The sequence below is a fragment of the Granulicella aggregans genome (genome assembly GCF_014203275.1).
Lineage (GTDB): Bacteria > Acidobacteriota > Terriglobia > Terriglobales > Acidobacteriaceae > Edaphobacter.
In genome coordinates, this window is record NZ_JACHIP010000001.1 from 870,367 (window position 1) to 888,176 (window position 17,810).

Below are 17,810 nucleotides of genomic sequence, written 5' to 3' on the forward strand. Positions count from 1 at the left end.
TCGTGAGGCGCTAGACGGCCATCACCCGCAAATGCGGATGTGAGTCCAGGCAGTGTTGTTTGTTAGGTCTAAAGCCGGTTGGCTAGTGCGATTCGGAGTTCAAGCTTCCAGAGATGAACGGAGCGGGCTGAGTCGTCGCCGTGTTCACAGTCTTCGTCCGTGCAATCAGGATCAGAGCAGTCTGCACAATCTCCGTTCAGGCATTCAGCACAGTCACACCCGCAACCATCCTCGTCTTCCCCATCATCGTCCTCTGATCGTTTGAGCAGTGTTCGGAGTTCAGATGGACAGGAACGGATTGAGACCGAGGTTGACGGATAGGCCGGGAATGAACATGGACTGATCTCTGCCAAATTGATCTTGAGAAGAGTTCGCGTGACGTTGCCCTTGCTGTCACTGGACCACTTGTCTCCACCATTCGGCACGCTGAACCCGAAGGACACGCCGTCGAGATCCCCACGGTCGATAGACTCAGCCAGGTCGTTCGCCTGCGAAGTGTTGGGGAGCTTGCAGACGAATCGAAGTCCATTTGCATCTTCAGTCAATGTGAGTGTCTTTGCTGTCGTCCTGCCCATGAGCAGGGTGGGATCGTGATCCCGGAGACATAGCACGCTAGGATTCTGCCTAAGTGAGTCCGTAACGGCACCTGGTGCAACGACCTCAGTGAACCCCATATCCACGCTGGGTTCGTTGTATCGGATCGCGTAACCGGATATGGTGCGGGAACCGTCAGGACCAGACTGCACCCGAAGTTCCTTTGCTGCTTGATATCTCAGTTCTTTCTTATGAGGCATTGTTCACAACCGTTTCTGTCGGGGCAGATTCATTGAGTAGCCTGTCCGCGTTCTGATAGTTAACCGGCACCAGGTAAACATCTAGTTCGGGTCCGGCTTCGTTGAAGCCCATCGAACGGCGTACATCATTGCCAGTGAGCCAGCCACCGATGCGCCCTGCTGCTGCGCCCGCTGTCTGTGAGGCATAGTCGCCCCGTAGACGCTCTGTCACATCGAACTGGACTGTGAGGCTGCTAACCTTGCCGGTCTCTCTAGGAAGTAGCTTCCGAGCTAGTTCTGCCTCAATTCGGCTAAGGTAGGGACGCAAGGTATCGACCACAAAGCTGAGGTTCATATTTTCGGTGTTGCTGTTGGAGAGCTTCTGAAGTTCACCCACCATGTGGGCAGGAACCCTGAACAAGGCTGCGATGTCGGCTCGCGTGTAATGCCGGGTTTCGAGGAACTGCCCCTCTTCAGGAGTGATGCTCAGTTTCTCGATCTTCAGATCCTGGTCCAGAACCGCTATCCGATGCTGGCTAGAACCTGAGTGAAGTGCTTCCCAGTCCTGCCTCATCTTGGCTTTGTCTTCGGGCTTGAATTTGTTTGTCGTGGTTATGGCAAGCTGAGGCACGGCAGAGTTTGCAAATAACCTTGCACCAAACTTCTCGGCAGCCGCAGCTAGGCCGAGGCTCTGCTTCGCCTGCATGATCGGGGACATGCCGACCAGACCGTCCCAACTGGTGAGAGGGACGTGGATCACGTCTTTAGCTGCCAGGATGCGACTCTGCCCACCCGCCTCACCGTCCGTAGTCTTGTATGCCAGTGTTCCGTTAGGAAGCCGTACAGGGACAGTAAGACGAGGACTGAGAGGCCATAGAGCTAAGGGTGAGCCGTCTGGACTCCGTTGAATCTGGACGTAACCATTGCCGGTCAGGGCAAGATGACACATCAGGGTCTCGAACAGAGTGAAGCTGCTCATCTCCTCATTTGGAGAAACGGAGAGCAGGTAATGGATTGGGCTGTTGAGCTCTTGTATTCTGCCCTTATCAGTGATGGTGAAGAGCTTCACCGGAAGGCTGGCAACCGACTCAGCCAATACACGAATGCAGGAAAACACTGTGGTGATCTGAAGGGCGGTTTGATCGTTGATGAGTTCGCCGGCTGCCGACTCGCGACCACCAGATAGCCAGCCCCAATTGGCAGGACTGTTCAGACTGTTGGCAGGATTATCGAGAGGCGTAGCTCTTCGCTCAGGCGGTGACAGCCCGAGGGTTTGTATTTGCATAGGCACATCTTTCAGGAATAGGGATCAGTCAAGCTCATCGAGTTCTGCCCACCGTGCATCCTCCGCAGCTTGTGCAGAGGGTTCGGGAGGAGACTCAAGATTGAGCTTGGTTCGGTCGACAGGGGTAAGCCCCATCTTGGTTAGGACGTTGACAAGGCTGTTGAGTTCAGAACTCTTTGGGTCCGATGAAGTACGCATCCGAACAACCAGCTTGCTAAGAACTTCCAGGACCAGACGGTCACTTCGTTGCAGTAAGCCAGGTGGAGCAGCCCTCACAAGTTCTGCCCAGACTGCCCGTTCACCAGGAGTGAGATGAGGCGGTGCCTTGCCGACAGGCCGGATGAAGTTAGGCTGGGCTGCAATTCGGCTCTGATATCGGCCTAGATTCTTTCCGAGCGTGCCGGATACTGCTAATTGCGATAAAGATTTGCGTGGTGTTGGCATTGTTTCTTTGCATCCTTTTCTGTGCAGGATTCGTCTATTCAACAGCAATCACTGCCTCAAAACCCCTGAAACACAAGTGTGTTCGCCCTCATGTGACTGTGGGAAGTGCTTTGCATTTTTTTCCTGATCAGTTGCGAGTAAATTAGAAGCTTGGGCGTCGGTTCCTAGCTAAAAAGCATGGTGCTTAGTCGACCGCCTACCCTTCCGAATGGATTGCTGGGCGTTGAAGGATGACATCGGGCGAGGAGGCTTGTTGCGCCGTCACTCGCCCGCGTTGTCACCGGCTGGCGGAGACCAGAGCAGATGGTGCGTTCATCCGCCTGAAGAGGCCAGCCGTTATTACCCCGATGTGCGGTCGGAGCAATGTCAATATCAAGGGCAGGACTTGCAGACAGTCGCTGCCCCTTCTCCGTCGCGCCTGTAGACACGATGGTGGAGAGTTCAATCTGTTTGCATAGTGTGCAATGAAAATGGGACAGGAGCATCGAAGCTCAACTGTCCCAATACTTGCCCCGAAGGTGCGAGTCACCCTCGGAGCGTGCGGGCTGGCCGAAGACCGCCAGGTGACTAATCCAGCGGTAAAGCTCCAGCCCTACCACCAAGAGGGCAGGAAGTCCTCATGGTGAATGTCTAGGCCGTGGATCAGGGCTTGATCGTTGTCGGCAGTTGGTAATGAAAGGTGTGCTTGGTTCGCTTGCAGCCAAGCAGCTTGCTCGTTCTGAACCCATCGTGCACAGACCTCAACTCGATGCGAGTGCAGCCTGCGATCTCTGCTGCCCTTGCATGAGCGATTCCGACCTCGGTTCGGTTCTTCCTTTTCGCCAGAGACAAGATGTGTTGGTAAAGACGCAATGCACACGTGGCTAATGATGTTGGGCTTGCTTCAGTCATAATTCGATAGATCCTCGTACTCAGCCTTCGCGAGCCGGTATTCCGCGCGTTCTTTGTCAAATTCTGCTTTCAGATGAGGGAACATAGACTCGGTCTGCATGATCTCTTTCGTGAACTCTAGGATGATTTCGGTCAGCACATTGCTGAGATGCTGCGCCGGGTTTGTTGCCTTGCAGCCCATGAACCAACCCAGCATTAGTTCGGGTTCGTTCTCTAGGATCTCTACCAGGACGTTCTCTGCCTGCCTCAAGTTGTGTTTCAGCAGCCAGAGCCAGTCGAAGTCAACCGGCTGAGGTTTGGTTCGCCTCTTCAGAGAATGCTTGTAAACCTTCAAGATCGTCACCAGCTTCTCTGCGTCTTTAGGATTGTCGGCGTAGAGGCTTTCAATGTGTTCGATGTAGAGGGTAATGAGACGGCGAGATACTTCATATTTGCTGAGAGGTTTTGACTGCATCCGTGCCTCACTTTCTTTGTAAAACGGGGTTGTGACTCTGATGAGGATCACAACCCCAGCCAGAACAAGAGAGTGGGATTATTTACCCCTCTATTGGTATAGACGGCAGAGTTATGAAATATGCGCGGTCTATTTTCGGTAGTGATGGATGGGCTCTGCACACAAACACGTGGTGTTGGAAGTCTGGATTGTCCGAGCGGATAGAGTCACCTAGCAGACCATCTCAACATTTTCTATACTTTCCGCCGATGCTGTACTGGTTCAGCATGACTTGTAGATTGCATTCTCCGAACGAACAGAACTGTTAGCAAAGAACAAGCAACAGCAAGAGCAACAGCCAATACAAAGACACAATCCTTAACAATGGAGCGAAGTCTACAATCCCCAATGGTGACAAAGGTTTTCAGGATCACAGATTGGCTATAAACAAATAAGTCTTTGTTTATAGCCAATCTGCCTATAGAAGGGAGTAGGTCTTGTCTACCAGCGTTACCCAGTCACTGCCGATCAGTTCTGTCAGGCAGCCGGGGTCAAAGACACACAGATACTCCGTAACATCCTTGAACTCATCGGGCAGTTCGACATGCTTGAACTCAATGGCGGCAGCCGCCAAGGAATCTTTCACCTGCTCAACGTGAGCCCGCCCTTTGTCGTCATTGTCACCGAGCAGGATCACCCGTTTGAAAGCCAGGGTGTCCGTGTACTCTGGCAGCCAATTGAGTGCCCCGTACGGATTCGTGGTAACTGCGATGAACTCTCCGTCACAGTCCCTCAAGAGCAGTTTTCGGACGGTCTCCACATCCGGCTCCCCTTCGACAACCACCACCGTGGATGCGTCCCTGACCTCTGGCAAACGATATAAGACTCTGCGGCAGCCGTCATCGTTCCAGATGTAGCGCCCTGGTCTGTCTGGATCAACCCGTCGCACTCTCGTCTTTGACTTCAAACCTTTTATGCGAACGAATTCATAGAGGACATCGTAGTCATCATCTGTGTAAGGAAACACAATGTCAGCAGAAGCCCTTGGCACGCCCGTGGTGCGACTGCCAGCACCCAGGCGACGCAACTTAGTGCTGACACGCTTGTAAGCCTCCTGGTCGTCAACGGTGACTCCCATCCCGTCCTCAGACATAAGGATCTCAAGAGACAGCAACGATCCTTTCTGATCGCAACCTCTGCACCGCCATGCACCGGTTTCCGGGTACATGGTGAACGATGCAGTATCGTCCTTGTGTTTCGGTAGAGGACATCGGCCAGTGATGCCCTTTTCTCCGTGATGACCATCGGGGATGATGCCAAAGATGTACTTGATTCGGTCTGTCGGTGAAACCAGTTTTAAGTCAATCGTCTGAAGCATCGTCTGATCTGTCACCGGCAAGCGTGTTTCAGGATGGCAGACTGTGTAAATGTATTCCGTGCCCACCTTCTCAAAGAGCAGCAGACCGAGTTCACGCAGAGCCGTGCGGACCTTTCCGAGATTCGTGCTGTGAATCCCGGTCCGGTCCTTGATGAATGCTGGGCTCATACAGATCTGAGACCGATTGGTCCTCTGGGCTTCAGAATGGAGCAGGTGTATGAACCGGAACTGTTCCAGGTTCATACTCTTCAGGCAGCCGGTCATAGCGCATGGCATCTGGTAGTGGGGCACGGTCGGGTAAGCGAACCGATAGATGTTGCTCATTAGGCAACCTTCCCGGAGTCCAAACGCAGTAGCGCCCGTGCATGAGCCACTTGCATCCGCTCCTGTGCCCGGTCAACGACGTGTCGACTGATACCGAGTCGCCTCGCCACTTCTGATTTGTTAGGAGTATCCAGTAAGGCTTCCAGAATCGCTTTACCTGTGGCAGAGAGGCTTCGCTTTATTTCCTGTTCAAGTCTTGCCGTTTCCTGAGTCGTGTCGTGCTGAGCTCGCGTGTAGACATCTAACGCATAGTCGTTCTCATCCGAGCGATCAAAGCCTTCTGGATCGTCAGAAGGAACTGGAGTGCTGCTCTGAAAGAGCTTTCGATCTTTCTTGATCTTGCTGTAGGCTTCAGCCCGAAGGTTCGACCAGGCGCTGTTCACGTAATGAGAGAACTTGCTTTCCTTATCGGCTTTGAACCTCTTATGAACGACGGGACCTTCCATCTTGGCCCAGAACACCCCGAGCAGATCATCTGCGCTGAGCTTGCGAAAAGTGGCTTCTTTAAAGCCCCAAGTCAGCTTCGCCCGAATGAAAATCGTGATGGCAGCCAGAACGTCTTCTGCCGTCGCAGTACCTTCGAGATAGTTTGCATAATCTGCGTTCAAGTCGTCTTCAGTTACGTGCTCGGCCGATTGCTCGAAGTGATCCGAGTCTGGTTCATGGTCGCGTGCACCAAACGCACTGGTGTTCGCGCTCGCGGTTGTCTTCCTTGACTGATCGCGGTCATGTACTTGGACACCGATGAATCCGGGCTGAGTCTCATTCTCCTTGATCTCAAGTTCGTCGAAGACAAGGCTTCTGTTTTCGTACGATGGGATCTCTAGATCTGCGGAGCCATCCACAGAGGGATATATCCGATCTGTAAATCGTTGACCGAACTTGTATGCTTCTCTCGCGGCGCAGGCGTGCTCTGTGTGGGGAGTTGACGGTCCCCAGATACCTCCCGAGATGCAGCCTTCCATGATCCATGTGGGGGAAAGACTGGTGATGGCTGTGGTTGATGACTTCTGGTCTGTACGGACCAACTCGTCATAGTAGTCAGCCGTCCGCATCATAGCGTCGGCGTGAATCTGTTGCTGCACACTGCTGGAAATATCAAAACTCATCAGAAAATCCTCTTGAATGGCAACGGCCAAAGGGTGAAAGAGACAGGCGTGTCCGCAGCCCTGAACGGGCTGTGAACGCATCGAGTGCGATGTTTGGCTGTCTCTCTATTCGCGAGAGTTTTGTGAGTCTTGTTCCGTCAATGAGGCGTGGTGCTGTCGGCTAAACTTGACCAACGAACCATGCGAGACCATGACCTTGGAACCCATTTTGATGGTGTTCAGGCGTTTATTTGCAATCAGATAGTCAAGACTGCGAACAGAAATAGAAAGGGTGAAGGCCGCAGACTTGCGGTCATAGAGAAGCTTGGTTGGAACAGGGATCGTCTGCTCAGTAACCTGAACAGGAATGACAAGACCGCGACGAATCATAGAGCTCCCACAGCAATTAAGCTGCAATCAAAAACAAGATGTTTTTTGATTCCCACTTGAACCGGGGGGGCGCCCTTTACTCAGGTCGGTGTTCTGCACCTCAGCTTACGGAGAACTGACTCAGCCGCTTCTGGTCTCTCAGGTCTTTGTATAGTTACGCCTGAGACTTCGTTTGATCTTTTGCCTAGTTCGGCAAACTACCTCCGCCTGCGCTACCTCGTCACCCCAAATTGAGATGACTTTCATATAATCTCACAGTGGCTCCCCCCTGTCAAGGAAAATGCTGTATATTACCTCTCTGCCTCAAGTGTCCGTTTCACCAGACTGTCTAATTCTTAGAGTCCGGTGTACAGTCGACACATGGAAAAGATCCTCGGTGTCTACGAAAGAGATAAGGGCAGCAACGTCTGGTGGATTCGGTGGACAGACTCAGATCATAAGAAACACCGTGAGAAGGTCGGCCGCAAATCCGACGCGAAGACTCTTTTGGACAAGAGAAAGACGGAGAAGCTACAGGGCATCAAGCTCCCCGAACTGTCTGGGAAATCTCTCCTGTTCTCCGATCTCTTAGACGATGCTCTTGAACACTCCAAGGCAGAAAACGGCGAACGGTCGACACATGAACTCAAACTGAAAATTGAGCGTCTGAGGGCAGATTGGGGAGACAGAAAAGTCCATGACATTGCCAAACAGCAGATCCAAAGGTGGCTGACAACAGAGAAGGAGAGCCGGGACTGGACTGATGCAACCACCAACCGCTGGCAGGCTTGTTTCTCTCTCGTGTTTCGGGTTGCAGTCGATAACGGAAAGATTGCCGCCAACCCCGCATCACGCATACGCAGAAAAACAGAAGACAACCTGAGCGTCCGGTTCCTCACATTGGATGAGGAGCAAGCAATCACGAAAGTCTTAGCCACACGCCACCCCTCCTATCTGCCTGCGTTCCTCATCAGCCTGCACACCGGCATGAGAGCCTCTGAGCAATGGCGACTGCACTGGAGCGATATCAACTTTGACGGCAGGATACTCACCGTTCGGAAGTTAGCGAACACAAAAAGCGGTCGGCACATCTCGTTGAACCACGTTGCTCTTACCGCTCTCAAGACGCTCTATGAAATGTCAGGGCCGAGTGGTCCCGTGTTCCTGAACTCGAAGAAAACCCCGATGATTGCGCACCGAGAATGGTTTGACCCTGCCGTCGCTGAGGCGAAGATCGCGAATTACACCTGGCACAAGAATCGCCACACGTTCGCGTCCCGGTTGGCTATGGCCGGTGTGGACATCCGCACCATTGCTCAACTCATGGGACACAGTACAATACAGATGTCCATGCGGTACGCCCACCTGAGTCCGGATCACAATCAGTCGGCTGTTGATAGGCTGGCAAACTTCGGAAGCAATGGGACACCAAACCGGACACCGAACAGACGGGTTTTGAAAGCCTAAGCTAAACCCTTTACAATCAGTGCGAAAGTGGCGAAATTGGCAGACGCACCAGACTTAGGATCTGGCGGAGCAATCCGTGGGGGTTCAAGTCCCCCCTTTCGCACCAAAATTCTGATCTACCCAACACCGGTCTGACCCGACCCGCGAGAAGAATTCCCTTGAGTAATCCGAGTAACCCGAACAACCCAAACCCCGACCAGCCCGAGCTCAAGCTCTCCAGCACCCCCGACTACCGCAGCTCTTACGCCAACAGCGTCCAGGTGCGCATGAGCGTCTGGGACTTCTTCCTCGTCTTCGGCACCATGCACCAGGAGTCGCAGTCGCAGGTCGCCATCGAAAACTTCCAGGGCATCTACCTCAGCCCGCAGCAGGCCAAGGCCCTCTGGAACGTCCTCGGCAACAACCTCGCCCAGTATGAGCAGACCTTCGGCGCTCTCGCCCTCGAACCAAAATCTGAGAACTCTGGCGAGCCCCGCTTCGTCGTTCCCATCCCCCAGCGCGGCGGCCCGGTCAACTAAGCTGGTCGGCAACTACCTTGCCTGTCATCCTTCAACGAAGTCGGAGGATCCGCTTTCTCGGACACAAGGACAAGCCGTGATCCTAAGCGAGGGTCCTTGCAGCTTAATCACAAGGGCCGCAGTCGAAGTAGCCCGAACGCGATCGCATCACCTGAACCGTCCGCACCTTTCCGCCAACAAACTCGATGCCAACCTTCCCCGCGCAGCCATCTCCCGCAAACAAATCGATAGCTCTCTGCGTCCTCTTTCCCGTCTTCTTCCTCGCAATCCTGGTCTCACACTTCACCCTCCTCCGTCTCCCTTATTTCTGGGATGAAGGCGGCTACTACGTCCCCGCCGCGCTCGACTTCTTCCGTACCGGAACCCTCATTCCGCAGTCGACCGTGACCAACGCCCACCCTCCGCTCCCGACAATCGTCATGGCCGGATGGTGGAAGATCTTCGGCTTCCACATCCTCGCTACGCGCGTCCTGGTCTGCCTTTTCGCCGCCGCCGCTCTGCTGGCGGTCTTCCGCCTCACCCGCACGTTGCTCGGCGAGAAAGCCGCCTGGGTCGCGACCCTCCTCACCGCTATCTACCCCGTCTGGTTTGCCCAAAGCACCCTGGCCCACGCCGACATCTTCGCAGCCGCCTTCACCCTCTGGGCCATCGCCCTGTACCTCGAGCCGAGCGAAGATCGCCCGCAACTTAAGGTCGCCGCGCTCTTCTCCCTCGCCGCTCTCTCGAAAGAGACCGCCATCGTCACCCCGCTGGCCCTCGCGATTTATGAGCTCTCGCTCGCGCTCCGCGCCAGCCGAAATCGAGCCGTCCCGAAGATCCCGGCCACAAAGCATTTGAAGTCGTTCGCCGCTTTGTCTGCACCGGTTCTGCCGCTCCTCACCTGGTACGGCTATCACCGCTTCAAAACGGGCTTCATCTTCGGCAACCCCGAGTTCCTCCGCTACAACGCCACCGCCAACCTCAGCGCCTACCGCATCTTCCTCTGCCTCTACCACCGCATCGTCCACCTCACGCTGCACATGAACATGTTCGTTGCTGTGGCCTGCGCCATCGCCGCGATCCTCATGCCGGCCATCGCCCCCCGCGCCCGCCTCTCGCACCCCGTCGTCACCGCAATCTCCGTCATCCTCGCCGCCAACCTCCTCGAGTTCTCCATCCTTGGAGGTGCGCTTCTCACCCGCTACCTGCTCCCGATGTACCCGCTGGTCATCCTGATCTGCGTTGCCATCTGGCAGAGTCACATGGCCCGCCTACAGTGGTTCTGGCTGGCCGGACTCACCGCCGTCGCCTTCCTGGCGGGGATCTGGATCAACCCGCCCTACGCCTTCGCGCCCGAAGACAACCTCACCTACCGCGACATGATCGTCGTCCATCAGCAGGCCATCGACTTTCTACAGGCCCACTACCCCGAAGCCACCGTCCTCACCGCCTGGCCAGCCGCCGCCGAGATCTCCCGCCCCGACCTCGGCTACACGACCCATCCCTACAAATTCGTCGCGATCGAAAACTTCTCGCTAATCCAGATCCAGCGCGCCGCCTCCGACCCCAGTGGCTACGACACAGCCCTGCTCTTCGCAACCAAGTGGGCACCTCCGCAGAATGCCTTGAGCTTGAGCCGCCATAACTCCGCAAACGACGCCAAATACTTCGACTTCCATCTCGACCTGCTCCCAAACGAAGCCGCCGCCATCCTCCACGGCGAGGTCGTCTGGAAGACCTCGCGCGGCGGCGAGTGGGCCGCCATCCTCCACTTCCCCCGCATCGTCGACGCCCGCCTCAACCCGCCCCGCTGAGCCTCGCTCTTCCTGTCAGTAGAGAACTGTCATCCTGAGCGAAGGGACTCGCAGCATCACCGCGAGTCCCGCAGTCGAAGGACCTGCTTCTCCACCTGCCGAGAGCTGGGTGCCCCATCCATGCGGCTTCACCGCGTGGGTGGGACGTAAAACGTTCGCGCATCTAATGCCGATCCCATCTCCCACCAACAAATCGCCCGCGAACTATACTTCAGAGGTGTCGAACCTCCACCGCCTCCGCGCTTCGCTCTTCCTGTTCGCCTGCACCCTCTTCTCCGCCACCGCTGCCATAAGCCAGTCCCCGGACCCCACCACTCCAGGCCGCCTGGTCCTCGTCCTCCCCTTCGAGAACCGTTCCGGCGACCCCACCCTGAACTGGATCGCCGACTCCTTCCCCGACACCCTCGACCGCCGCTTCAACTCCTCCGGCTTCCTCACCATCACTCGCGACGACCGCCAGTTCGCCCTCGATCACCTGGGCCTCCCCATCGACTTCAGACCCACCCGTGCCACCACCATCCGCATCGCCCAGACCCTCGATGCCGACTACGTCATCGTCGGCAACTACAACGTTGCCGACGGTCGCATCGTCGTGCAGGCCCGCGTCCTTCAGGTGAAGCAACTCAGCCTCTCCGCCCCGCTCGAAGACTCCAGCGAACTCCCCAAGCTCTTCGACTGCGAGAACGCCATCGCCTGGAAGATCGCCCGCCAGATCGACCCCAAGTTCCCCGTCGCCCTCCAGACCTTCCTAGCCGCGCCCGGCGGAGCCAAACTCAGCGCCTTCGAAAACTTCATCCGCGGCATCGAGTCCACCAGCTCCGTCGACCGCATCAAGCGCTTGCAAGCCTCAGTCAACGAGGCCCCTGACTTCGCCGCCGCCCTCCTCGCCCTAGGTAAGGCCCAGTACCAGGCCCGCCAGTACGACCAGGCTGCCGCGACCTTGGCCAAAGTTCCCGCCGACGACCGCGTCACCCTCGAAGCCAACTTCTTCCTCGGCCTCGCCCGCTTCAACAGCGCCAAGTATGCCGACGCCCAGAAGGCGTTCGAACTAGTCGCGACCCGCCTCCCACTCCCCGAAGTCCTCAACAACGAGGCCGTCGCCCAGAGCCGCCAGGGCAAAGATGCCGTCGCCCTCTTCCGCCAGGTCATCGCCGCCGACCCCAATGATCCCGACTACCACTTCAACCTCGGCCTCGCCATCCTTCGCCAGGGCGACCCCGCCCACGCCCAGCCGGAGATCGACACTGCCCTCAAGCTCCGCCCCTTCGACACCGAGGCCACCGAGCTCAAATCCCGCATCGCCGCCAACCTTCACCTGACCGGAACTCCCCTCACCAACGCCATCGCAGCGGGTGGCTTCGAGCCCTTGGAACGCATCCGTCGCACCTTCTCCGAGGCCTCCTTTCGACAGGCGGCCTTCCAGCTCGACCAGGTCCGCGCCATGCGCCTAGCCACCCTCCCGCCTGCAGAACAGGCCACCCAATACACCCAGCTCGGAAACGACTACCTTGCTCAGGGCCTCGTCCCCGAGGCCGAACGCGAGTTCCAGACCGCTCTCGCCGGAGACCCGAAGTCGGCAGCGGCCCGAGCCGGCATTGCCCAAGTCCGCGAACGCAGCGGCGCGGACGCAGACGCCCGTAGTGAATCGCAGGCCTCCCTCGAACTCGCACCCAACGCCGCAGCCTACATGGTCCTTGCCCGTCTCGACCTGAAGCAGAACGACCTCGCCGCCGCATCCACCGACGTCACCAGCGCCCTCAAACTGGACCCCAAGAACGGTTCCGCCATCGGGATGAAGCAGCAGCTCATCTCCCGAGGCCAATCCATCCCATGACTCAAACCACAAGTGCCGGGTGCCCCATCTTCGCGACGGCTTTATCGTCGCTAAGGTGGGCATTCGTGCGAAGCACGAACCGCACTCATCGAGACAGCCACACAACAATGGGTGCCCCATCCATGCGGCTTTCTCGCATGGGTGGGATTCTCAGCTTCTTCCTGGCCACCCTCTTCTTCGGTACGCTGCCAGGGGGAGCACAGACTGCGACCGTCCTGAAGCTCACCCTCCACGACACCATTCAACCCATCACCCAGGAGTACGTAGCCCGAGGCCTCCGCGATGCTCAGGCCGCCCACGCAAGCGCCGTACTCCTCACCCTGGGCACCCCCGGCGGCCTGCTCTCCTCCACCCGAACCATCGTCACCGCCATCGAATCCTCCCCCGTCCCCGTCATCGTTTACATCTCCCCCACCGGCAGCCGGGCCGGCTCCGCAGGCTTCTTTCTCCTTGAATCCGCAGACATCGCCGCCATGGCCCCCGGCACTAACGCCGGAGCTGCCCACCCGGTAGTCGAAGGCACCACCCTCGACCCCGTCATGAAGGAGAAGCTAGAAAACGACACCGCCGCCTTCCTGCGCTCCTTCGTCTCTCGCCGGGGCCGCAACGTCGCCGCCGCCGAAGACGCCGTCCGCAACTCCAAGTCCTACAGCGACTCCGAAGCCCTCGACCTCAAGCTCATCGACCTCATCTCCCCCGACGACGCCACCCTCCTACGCCAGCTTGATGGCCGCACCATCAAGCGCTTCGACGGCACCTCCACCGTCCTCCATCTGAAGAACGCAGTCATCCATACCGATACCCCAAGTACCCGCGAGCGCCTCCTCACCCGCCTCGCCAGCCCCGACCTCGCGATTTTGCTCATGGTCGCCGGCGGCCTGCTCATCTACCTGGAGTTCAACGTCCCCGGCACCATCATCCCCGGCGCTCTCGGCACTCTCTGCGTCCTGTTAGCCGGCTTCGGCCTGAACCTTCTCCCCCTCCGCCACACCGCCGTCGCCCTGCTCCTCGCCGCCCTCGTCATGATCGTGCTGGAAGCCAAGTTCGCCAGCCACGGAGTCCTCGCCGCCGCAGGAATCGCCTGCCTTGTCTTCGGCCTCGCCACGCTCGTCGACAGCCCGGTCCCCGAGCTCCGCGTCCACCTTTCGACCGCTCTAGCCACCGGGATCGGCTTCGGAGCCATCTCCTTCTTTCTCGCCGGGATCGCCCTCAAGGCCCGCCGCAACAAAGTCCTCTTAGGCCCCGACGCGATGCTCCGCCAGATCGCCACGGTCGTCAGCCCGCTCGCACCCACCGGCCAGGTAGAAGTCTGCGGCGAACTCTGGCAAGCCCGCCTCGCCTCCCCAACAAAAACTCTGCCGGTCGGCTCTCAAGTCCGCGTTGATGCCCTCGAAGGCCTGACACTCCTCGTCCACGCCATCGACACCGCCGAATAACCCCCCGGACCCATCTTCGTAACGGTCTTATCGTCGCTAAGGCGGGACATTCGCGCAAAGCACGAACCACCTTCCTTCCCCTACCCAAGAAACCGTCATCCTGAACGAAGCATCTCGCGGCCTCATCGCGAGATGCGAAGTCGAAGGACCCGCCAAACCCTTACACCACAGTACCGCCCGAACCTTCCCGCCCAAAATCCCTGATAAACCCACCTAAAATCCAAGGGAGAGCCAGAATAGGCACGCCCCACGCGGTCATTTCACATTCGCCACCATCTCCGGCAAGAGTAGACTTGACTACGCATACCCGACGTTCCTCATCGGTCACCATGCACAGGTCAACGCCAGATGCCCCTGCTGATCATCGTCGCCATCATCGTCCTTTACTGCCTCAGCTGCATCCAGATCGTCAACCAATACGAGCGCGGCGTTGTCCTCCGCCTTGGTATCGTCCGTCCCCAGGCTCAGGGACCCGGCGTCATCTTCGTCTTTCGCCCAATTGACAGCATCCGCCGCATTAGCATGCGCCAGGAAGCGATGGAAGTCCCCCCACAGGATGTCATCACCAGAGACAACGTCACGCTCAAGGTAAACGCCGTCGTCACCATGCGGGTCATCGACCCTGTCAAGGCGGTCATCGAGGTCCAGAACTACATCTACCAGACTTCACAGTTCGCTCAGACTACCCTCCGCTCCGTACTCGGCGAAGTCGAACTAGACGGCATCCTCGCACACCGCGACCAACTCAACCTCCGTATTCAGACCATCATCGACGGCCATACTGCCCCATTCGGCGTGAAGGTTGTCTCGGTCGAAGTCAAGCAGGTCGACATGCCCGAGTCCATGCTCCGCGCCATGGCCAAGCAGGCCGAGGCCGAACGAGAACGCCGCGCCAAGGTCATCCACGCTGAAGGCGAGTTCAACGCCGCCGCTAAGCTCGTCGAAGCCGCCGAACTGATGGCCACCCAGCCCATGACCCTCCAGCTCCGCTACCTCCAGACCCTCACCGAGATCGGCGTCGAGAAGAACACCACAATCGTCTTCCCGCTCCCCATGGAGCTGATGAATCTCCTGAACAAAACCTTCGCCGCCCCAGCTCCCGCCGTCGCCAATACACCCGAACCTCCAATCGTTCCCTAACTTCGAACCACGTACACTCCGGCTTCAACAGGAACTACCATGGCCACCCTTCACGACAGAGACCGCGACGTATCCGACTATCGGGAACACGACCGCACCCGCATCGATCAGGAAGACCGCGAGATCTCCCTCGGCACCGGCACCATCCTTGGCATCTTCTTCGGCCTCGCCCTGCTCTGTGCCATCTTCTTCGGCTTCGGCTACTCCATGGGCCGAAAGTCCGTACAGACCGCGATCACTGCGGCCACACCACAGCCTTCTACTTCCACGGGCGGAGTCTTCAGCAGCTTCAAGCCATCGGCCGGTAGCTCCGGCTCCCCCGTCCACGCCGCGACCACCCAGCCTCAGGACGCCAAGCCCAACACTCCGAGCGATCCCGACGGCGAAATCGTGACCGCCCCTGTCACATCCTCCACTGAGCCACCCGTCAAACCCGCAGCCCGCCCCGTCGCGCTGAAGGCACCAGCGGAGGCTCCGGCGACTGCTCCAGTTGCTATGCCAACAGCCACCTCCAGCGGCACCACGATGGTCCAGATCGCCGCCGTCTCCCACCAGGAAGACGCGGACACCCTCATCGCCGCGCTTAAGAAGAAGGGCTACACCGTCTTCATCCGTAACGAGCCCCAGGACCACCTGCTCCACGTCCAGGTTGGTCCCTTCGCCACCCGCAAAGACGCAGACGCCATGCGCCAGCACCTGCTCGCCGATGGCTATAACGCCATCGTTAAGTGAGGCGCGGCATGCCTCTTTGTCTCGCCATTCTCGAGATCTATATCCGAAAGAGCACGTAACGCCCCAGCCTCCCAAATCCTTTCAACCGACCTGTTGCGCACGAAAAAGGACGCGAACCACAAGGTGGCCGCGTCCTTCTTACCTTTTGGGCAGAAGCAGCAATCGATCGCTGCACCCTATTCCCTGCCCTTAGACCTCTGCGTTCGGATCAGGCTGCTCGCCCTCTCCACGCTCTTCAAGCTGCTTCGCCAGCTCAGCGCGCTTCTTCTCGCGAGATTCAGCACGCTTCTGCGCCTTCTCGTTCAGCTCATGCTCGGCTCCGAGGAGCTCAATGTAAGCAAGCTCCGCAGCATCGCCCTTGCGCGGGCCAGTGCGCGTGATGCGCAGGTAACCGCCATTGCGGCTCGCATAGCGCGGCGCAACGACATTGAACAGACGGTCGACCGACTCAGGCGTCATCAGGTAAGCCAGAGCCTGGCGACGTGCATGAACAGAGCCGTTCTTACCCAGCGTGATCATCTTCTCGACGATCGGGCGCGAAGCCTTGCACTTGGTGATGGTGGTCTCAACGCGATCCATCAGAATGACAGACGTGACGAGGTTGCGCAGCATAGCGCGACGATGGCTGGTATTGCGGCCGAGTTTAAATCCGGCATTACGATGACGCATTGTGATCTCCTTCGACTCCTGCTTTTGCAGGCGTCGGATACTACGTAGTTCAGTTCATGAAAATGGGCCCACAAGGCAGAGACTCCGCCTCGTGGACCCAGTACTGGTTAGAAGTTCTCGGTTTCGGTTCCCTGAAGATCGTCGAGATCATCCTCGTCGTCCTCTTCATCATCATCGTCGAAGTGACCGAAGCTCGCTGCCAGCGTCGCCGCCGGAAGGACCGAGGTCGGGCCAGGCTGCGGGTTGCCGTTTTCGTCGATCTTCATGCCGAGCGAAAGGCCCATCTGAGCAAGAATTTCCTTGATCTCGTTGAGCGACTTGCGGCCGAAGTTCTTGGTCTTCAGCATCTCGGCTTCGGTCTTCTGGATCAGCTCGCCGATGGTGGCAATGTTGGCGTTCTTCAGGCAGTTGTAGCTACGTACAGAAAGCTCGAGCTCTTCAACGGAACGGTTGAGGTTCTCGTTGCGGATCGCCGGACCATCGTGCAGGCTGTCGTGACCTGCCTCCATCTCTTCTTCGAAGTTGATGAAGATGGTCATGTGATCCTTCAGCAGCTTGGCGGAAAGACCAAGCGCGTCAGCAGGAAGCACAGTGCCGTTCGTCCAGATCTCGATCGAGAGCTTGTCGTAGTCGGTGATCTGACCAAGACGCGCAGCCTCAACGAGGTAGTTCACCTTACGAACAGGCGAGTGAACCGAGTCAACCGGGATAAACCCAAGACCAAGGTCGCCGTCGAAGTTCTTGTCAGCCGAGATGTAGCCGCGGCCACGCTTCAACCGCATCTCCATGTCGATCTTGCCGCCCTCAGAGATCGTGCAGACATACACGTTCGGGTCGAGAATCTCAACATCGCCGTCGGCCTCGATCATGCCCGAGGTCACAACACCAGCAGCATCGGACCGCAGGTAGAGAGCCTTCGGGCCTTCGCCGTTCAGCTTGAACGGGATCTGCTTCAGGTTCAGGATGATGTCGGTAGCGTCTTCAACCACGCCGGTGATCGACTGGAACTCGTGCAGCACGCCCTCGATGCGAACGGCGGTTACAGCAGCGCCCTCAATGGATGAAAGCAAAGTCCGGCGAAGCGCGTTGCCGATCGTCGTACCGAAGCCACGCTCAAAGGGCTGAGCGGAAAACTTGCCGTACTTGTCTGTGAGTGTTTCGGTGTCGACTGCAAGACGCTTGGGCTTTTGAAAACCTCTCCAAAGCATGTGTTTCTCCTTATCCGGCTCACTCGCG

General features: G+C 57.7%; 15 protein-coding genes and 1 tRNA gene. 8 read left to right on the plus strand and 8 right to left on the minus strand.

Translation table 11 applies throughout. The features are described 5' to 3' along the window. Positions 1-68 precede the first annotated feature (68 nt). From HDF16_RS31770 to HDF16_RS03700, 6 genes are all read right to left on the minus strand, one after another. Positions 69-794 (minus strand): HK97 family phage prohead protease, encoded by a 726-nt coding sequence (locus tag HDF16_RS31770; protein WP_432432231.1) that lies wholly within the window; start codon positions 792-794, stop codon positions 69-71. Beyond that, a complete protein-coding gene (locus HDF16_RS03680) occupies positions 784-2,058 on the minus strand; it encodes a phage portal protein (RefSeq protein WP_184213766.1) in 1,275 nt (424 codons plus the stop codon). The genes HDF16_RS31770 and HDF16_RS03680 overlap by 11 nt, the downstream gene beginning before the upstream one ends. 1,327 nt (positions 2,059-3,385) lie before the next feature. Continuing rightward, the gene (locus tag HDF16_RS03685) at positions 3,386-3,898 is read right to left on the minus strand and encodes a hypothetical protein (protein WP_184213767.1); all 513 of its coding nucleotides are present in this window, start codon (positions 3,896-3,898) and stop codon (positions 3,386-3,388) included. Between the two features lie 406 nt (positions 3,899-4,304). Beyond that, a complete protein-coding gene (locus HDF16_RS03690) occupies positions 4,305-5,528 on the minus strand; it encodes a hypothetical protein (protein WP_184213768.1) in 1,224 nt (407 codons plus the stop codon). Beyond that, entirely contained in the window at positions 5,528-6,718 is a 1,191-nt protein-coding gene (locus tag HDF16_RS03695) for a hypothetical protein (RefSeq protein ID WP_221312459.1), read from the minus strand. Before HDF16_RS03695 ends, HDF16_RS03690 begins: the two co-directional genes overlap by 1 nt. Before the next feature lie 24 nt (positions 6,719-6,742). Continuing rightward, positions 6,743-7,006 (minus strand): hypothetical protein, encoded by a 264-nt coding sequence (locus HDF16_RS03700; protein WP_184213770.1) that lies wholly within the window; start codon positions 7,004-7,006, stop codon positions 6,743-6,745. 360 nt (positions 7,007-7,366) lie between these two features. Between HDF16_RS03700 and HDF16_RS03705 the strand changes: the two genes are divergently transcribed. From HDF16_RS03705 to HDF16_RS03740, 8 genes are all read left to right on the plus strand, one after another. Further along, positions 7,367-8,452: a tyrosine-type recombinase/integrase gene (locus tag HDF16_RS03705; RefSeq protein ID WP_184213771.1), complete on the plus strand. Its 1,086-nt coding sequence runs from the start codon at positions 7,367-7,369 to the stop codon at positions 8,450-8,452. Positions 8,453-8,473: 21 nt separating this feature from the next. Then, positions 8,474-8,558: transfer RNA gene (locus tag HDF16_RS03710), tRNA-Leu, on the plus strand. Positions 8,559-8,610: 52 nt separating this feature from the next. Further along, positions 8,611-8,970, plus strand: a complete 360-nt coding sequence (locus tag HDF16_RS03715; protein ID WP_184213772.1) for a DUF3467 domain-containing protein — start codon at positions 8,611-8,613, stop codon at positions 8,968-8,970. Between the two features lie 185 nt (positions 8,971-9,155). Then, the gene (locus HDF16_RS03720; RefSeq protein ID WP_184213773.1) at positions 9,156-10,763 is read left to right on the plus strand and encodes an ArnT family glycosyltransferase; all 1,608 of its coding nucleotides are present in this window, start codon (positions 9,156-9,158) and stop codon (positions 10,761-10,763) included. A 166-nt stretch (positions 10,764-10,929) separates the two neighbouring features. Beyond that, positions 10,930-12,597: a tetratricopeptide repeat protein gene (locus tag HDF16_RS03725; RefSeq protein ID WP_184213774.1), complete on the plus strand. Its 1,668-nt coding sequence runs from the start codon at positions 10,930-10,932 to the stop codon at positions 12,595-12,597. Positions 12,598-12,719: 122 nt separating this feature from the next. Continuing rightward, positions 12,720-14,033, plus strand: coding sequence for an NfeD family protein (locus HDF16_RS03730; RefSeq protein ID WP_246408628.1), 1,314 nt, complete (start codon positions 12,720-12,722; stop codon positions 14,031-14,033). Between the two features lie 348 nt (positions 14,034-14,381). Next, complete coding sequence (locus HDF16_RS03735) at positions 14,382-15,173, plus strand: slipin family protein (protein WP_184213775.1); 792 nt, start codon at positions 14,382-14,384, stop codon at positions 15,171-15,173. Positions 15,174-15,212: 39 nt separating this feature from the next. Continuing rightward, positions 15,213-15,905: an SPOR domain-containing protein gene (locus HDF16_RS03740; RefSeq protein ID WP_184213776.1), complete on the plus strand. Its 693-nt coding sequence runs from the start codon at positions 15,213-15,215 to the stop codon at positions 15,903-15,905. A 189-nt stretch (positions 15,906-16,094) separates the two neighbouring features. On the opposite strand, the gene rplQ is transcribed toward HDF16_RS03740, so the two are convergent. Further along, on the minus strand, positions 16,095-16,574 hold the full coding sequence (gene rplQ, locus HDF16_RS03745) for a 50S ribosomal protein L17 (protein ID WP_184213777.1): 480 nt from the start codon (positions 16,572-16,574) through the stop codon (positions 16,095-16,097). 107 nt (positions 16,575-16,681) lie between these two features. Then, positions 16,682-17,782 carry a DNA-directed RNA polymerase subunit alpha gene (locus HDF16_RS03750; protein ID WP_184213778.1) on the minus strand — a complete coding sequence of 367 codons (1,101 nt, stop codon included), beginning with the start codon at positions 17,780-17,782 and terminating at the stop codon, positions 16,682-16,684. Positions 17,783-17,810: the final 28 nt, after the last annotated feature.

Excerpts from the sequence above, each read along its gene's own strand:
- HDF16_RS03725 (WP_184213774.1), top strand. The coding sequence starts at position 10,930 with ATGCCGATCCCATCTCCCACCAACAAATCGCCCGCGAACTATACTTCA.
- HDF16_RS03730 (WP_246408628.1), top strand. The coding sequence starts at position 12,720 with ATGCGGCTTTCTCGCATGGGTGGGATTCTCAGCTTCTTCCTGGCCACC.
- HDF16_RS03680 (WP_184213766.1), bottom strand. The coding sequence starts at position 2,058 with ATGCAAATACAAACCCTCGGGCTGTCACCGCCTGAGCGAAGAGCTACG.
- HDF16_RS03690 (WP_184213768.1), bottom strand. The coding sequence starts at position 5,528 with ATGAGCAACATCTATCGGTTCGCTTACCCGACCGTGCCCCACTACCAG.
- rplQ (WP_184213777.1), bottom strand. The coding sequence starts at position 16,574 with ATGCGTCATCGTAATGCCGGATTTAAACTCGGCCGCAATACCAGCCAT.
- HDF16_RS03705 (WP_184213771.1), top strand. The coding sequence starts at position 7,367 with ATGGAAAAGATCCTCGGTGTCTACGAAAGAGATAAGGGCAGCAACGTC.
- HDF16_RS03735 (WP_184213775.1), top strand. The coding sequence starts at position 14,382 with ATGCCCCTGCTGATCATCGTCGCCATCATCGTCCTTTACTGCCTCAGC.
- HDF16_RS03700 (WP_184213770.1), bottom strand. The coding sequence starts at position 7,006 with ATGATTCGTCGCGGTCTTGTCATTCCTGTTCAGGTTACTGAGCAGACG.
- HDF16_RS03695 (WP_221312459.1), bottom strand. The coding sequence starts at position 6,718 with ATGCGTTCACAGCCCGTTCAGGGCTGCGGACACGCCTGTCTCTTTCAC.
- HDF16_RS03720 (WP_184213773.1), top strand. The coding sequence starts at position 9,156 with ATGCCAACCTTCCCCGCGCAGCCATCTCCCGCAAACAAATCGATAGCT.
- HDF16_RS03740 (WP_184213776.1), top strand. The coding sequence starts at position 15,213 with ATGGCCACCCTTCACGACAGAGACCGCGACGTATCCGACTATCGGGAA.
- HDF16_RS31770 (WP_432432231.1), bottom strand. The coding sequence starts at position 794 with ATGCCTCATAAGAAAGAACTGAGATATCAAGCAGCAAAGGAACTTCGG.
- HDF16_RS03750 (WP_184213778.1), bottom strand. The coding sequence starts at position 17,782 with ATGCTTTGGAGAGGTTTTCAAAAGCCCAAGCGTCTTGCAGTCGACACC.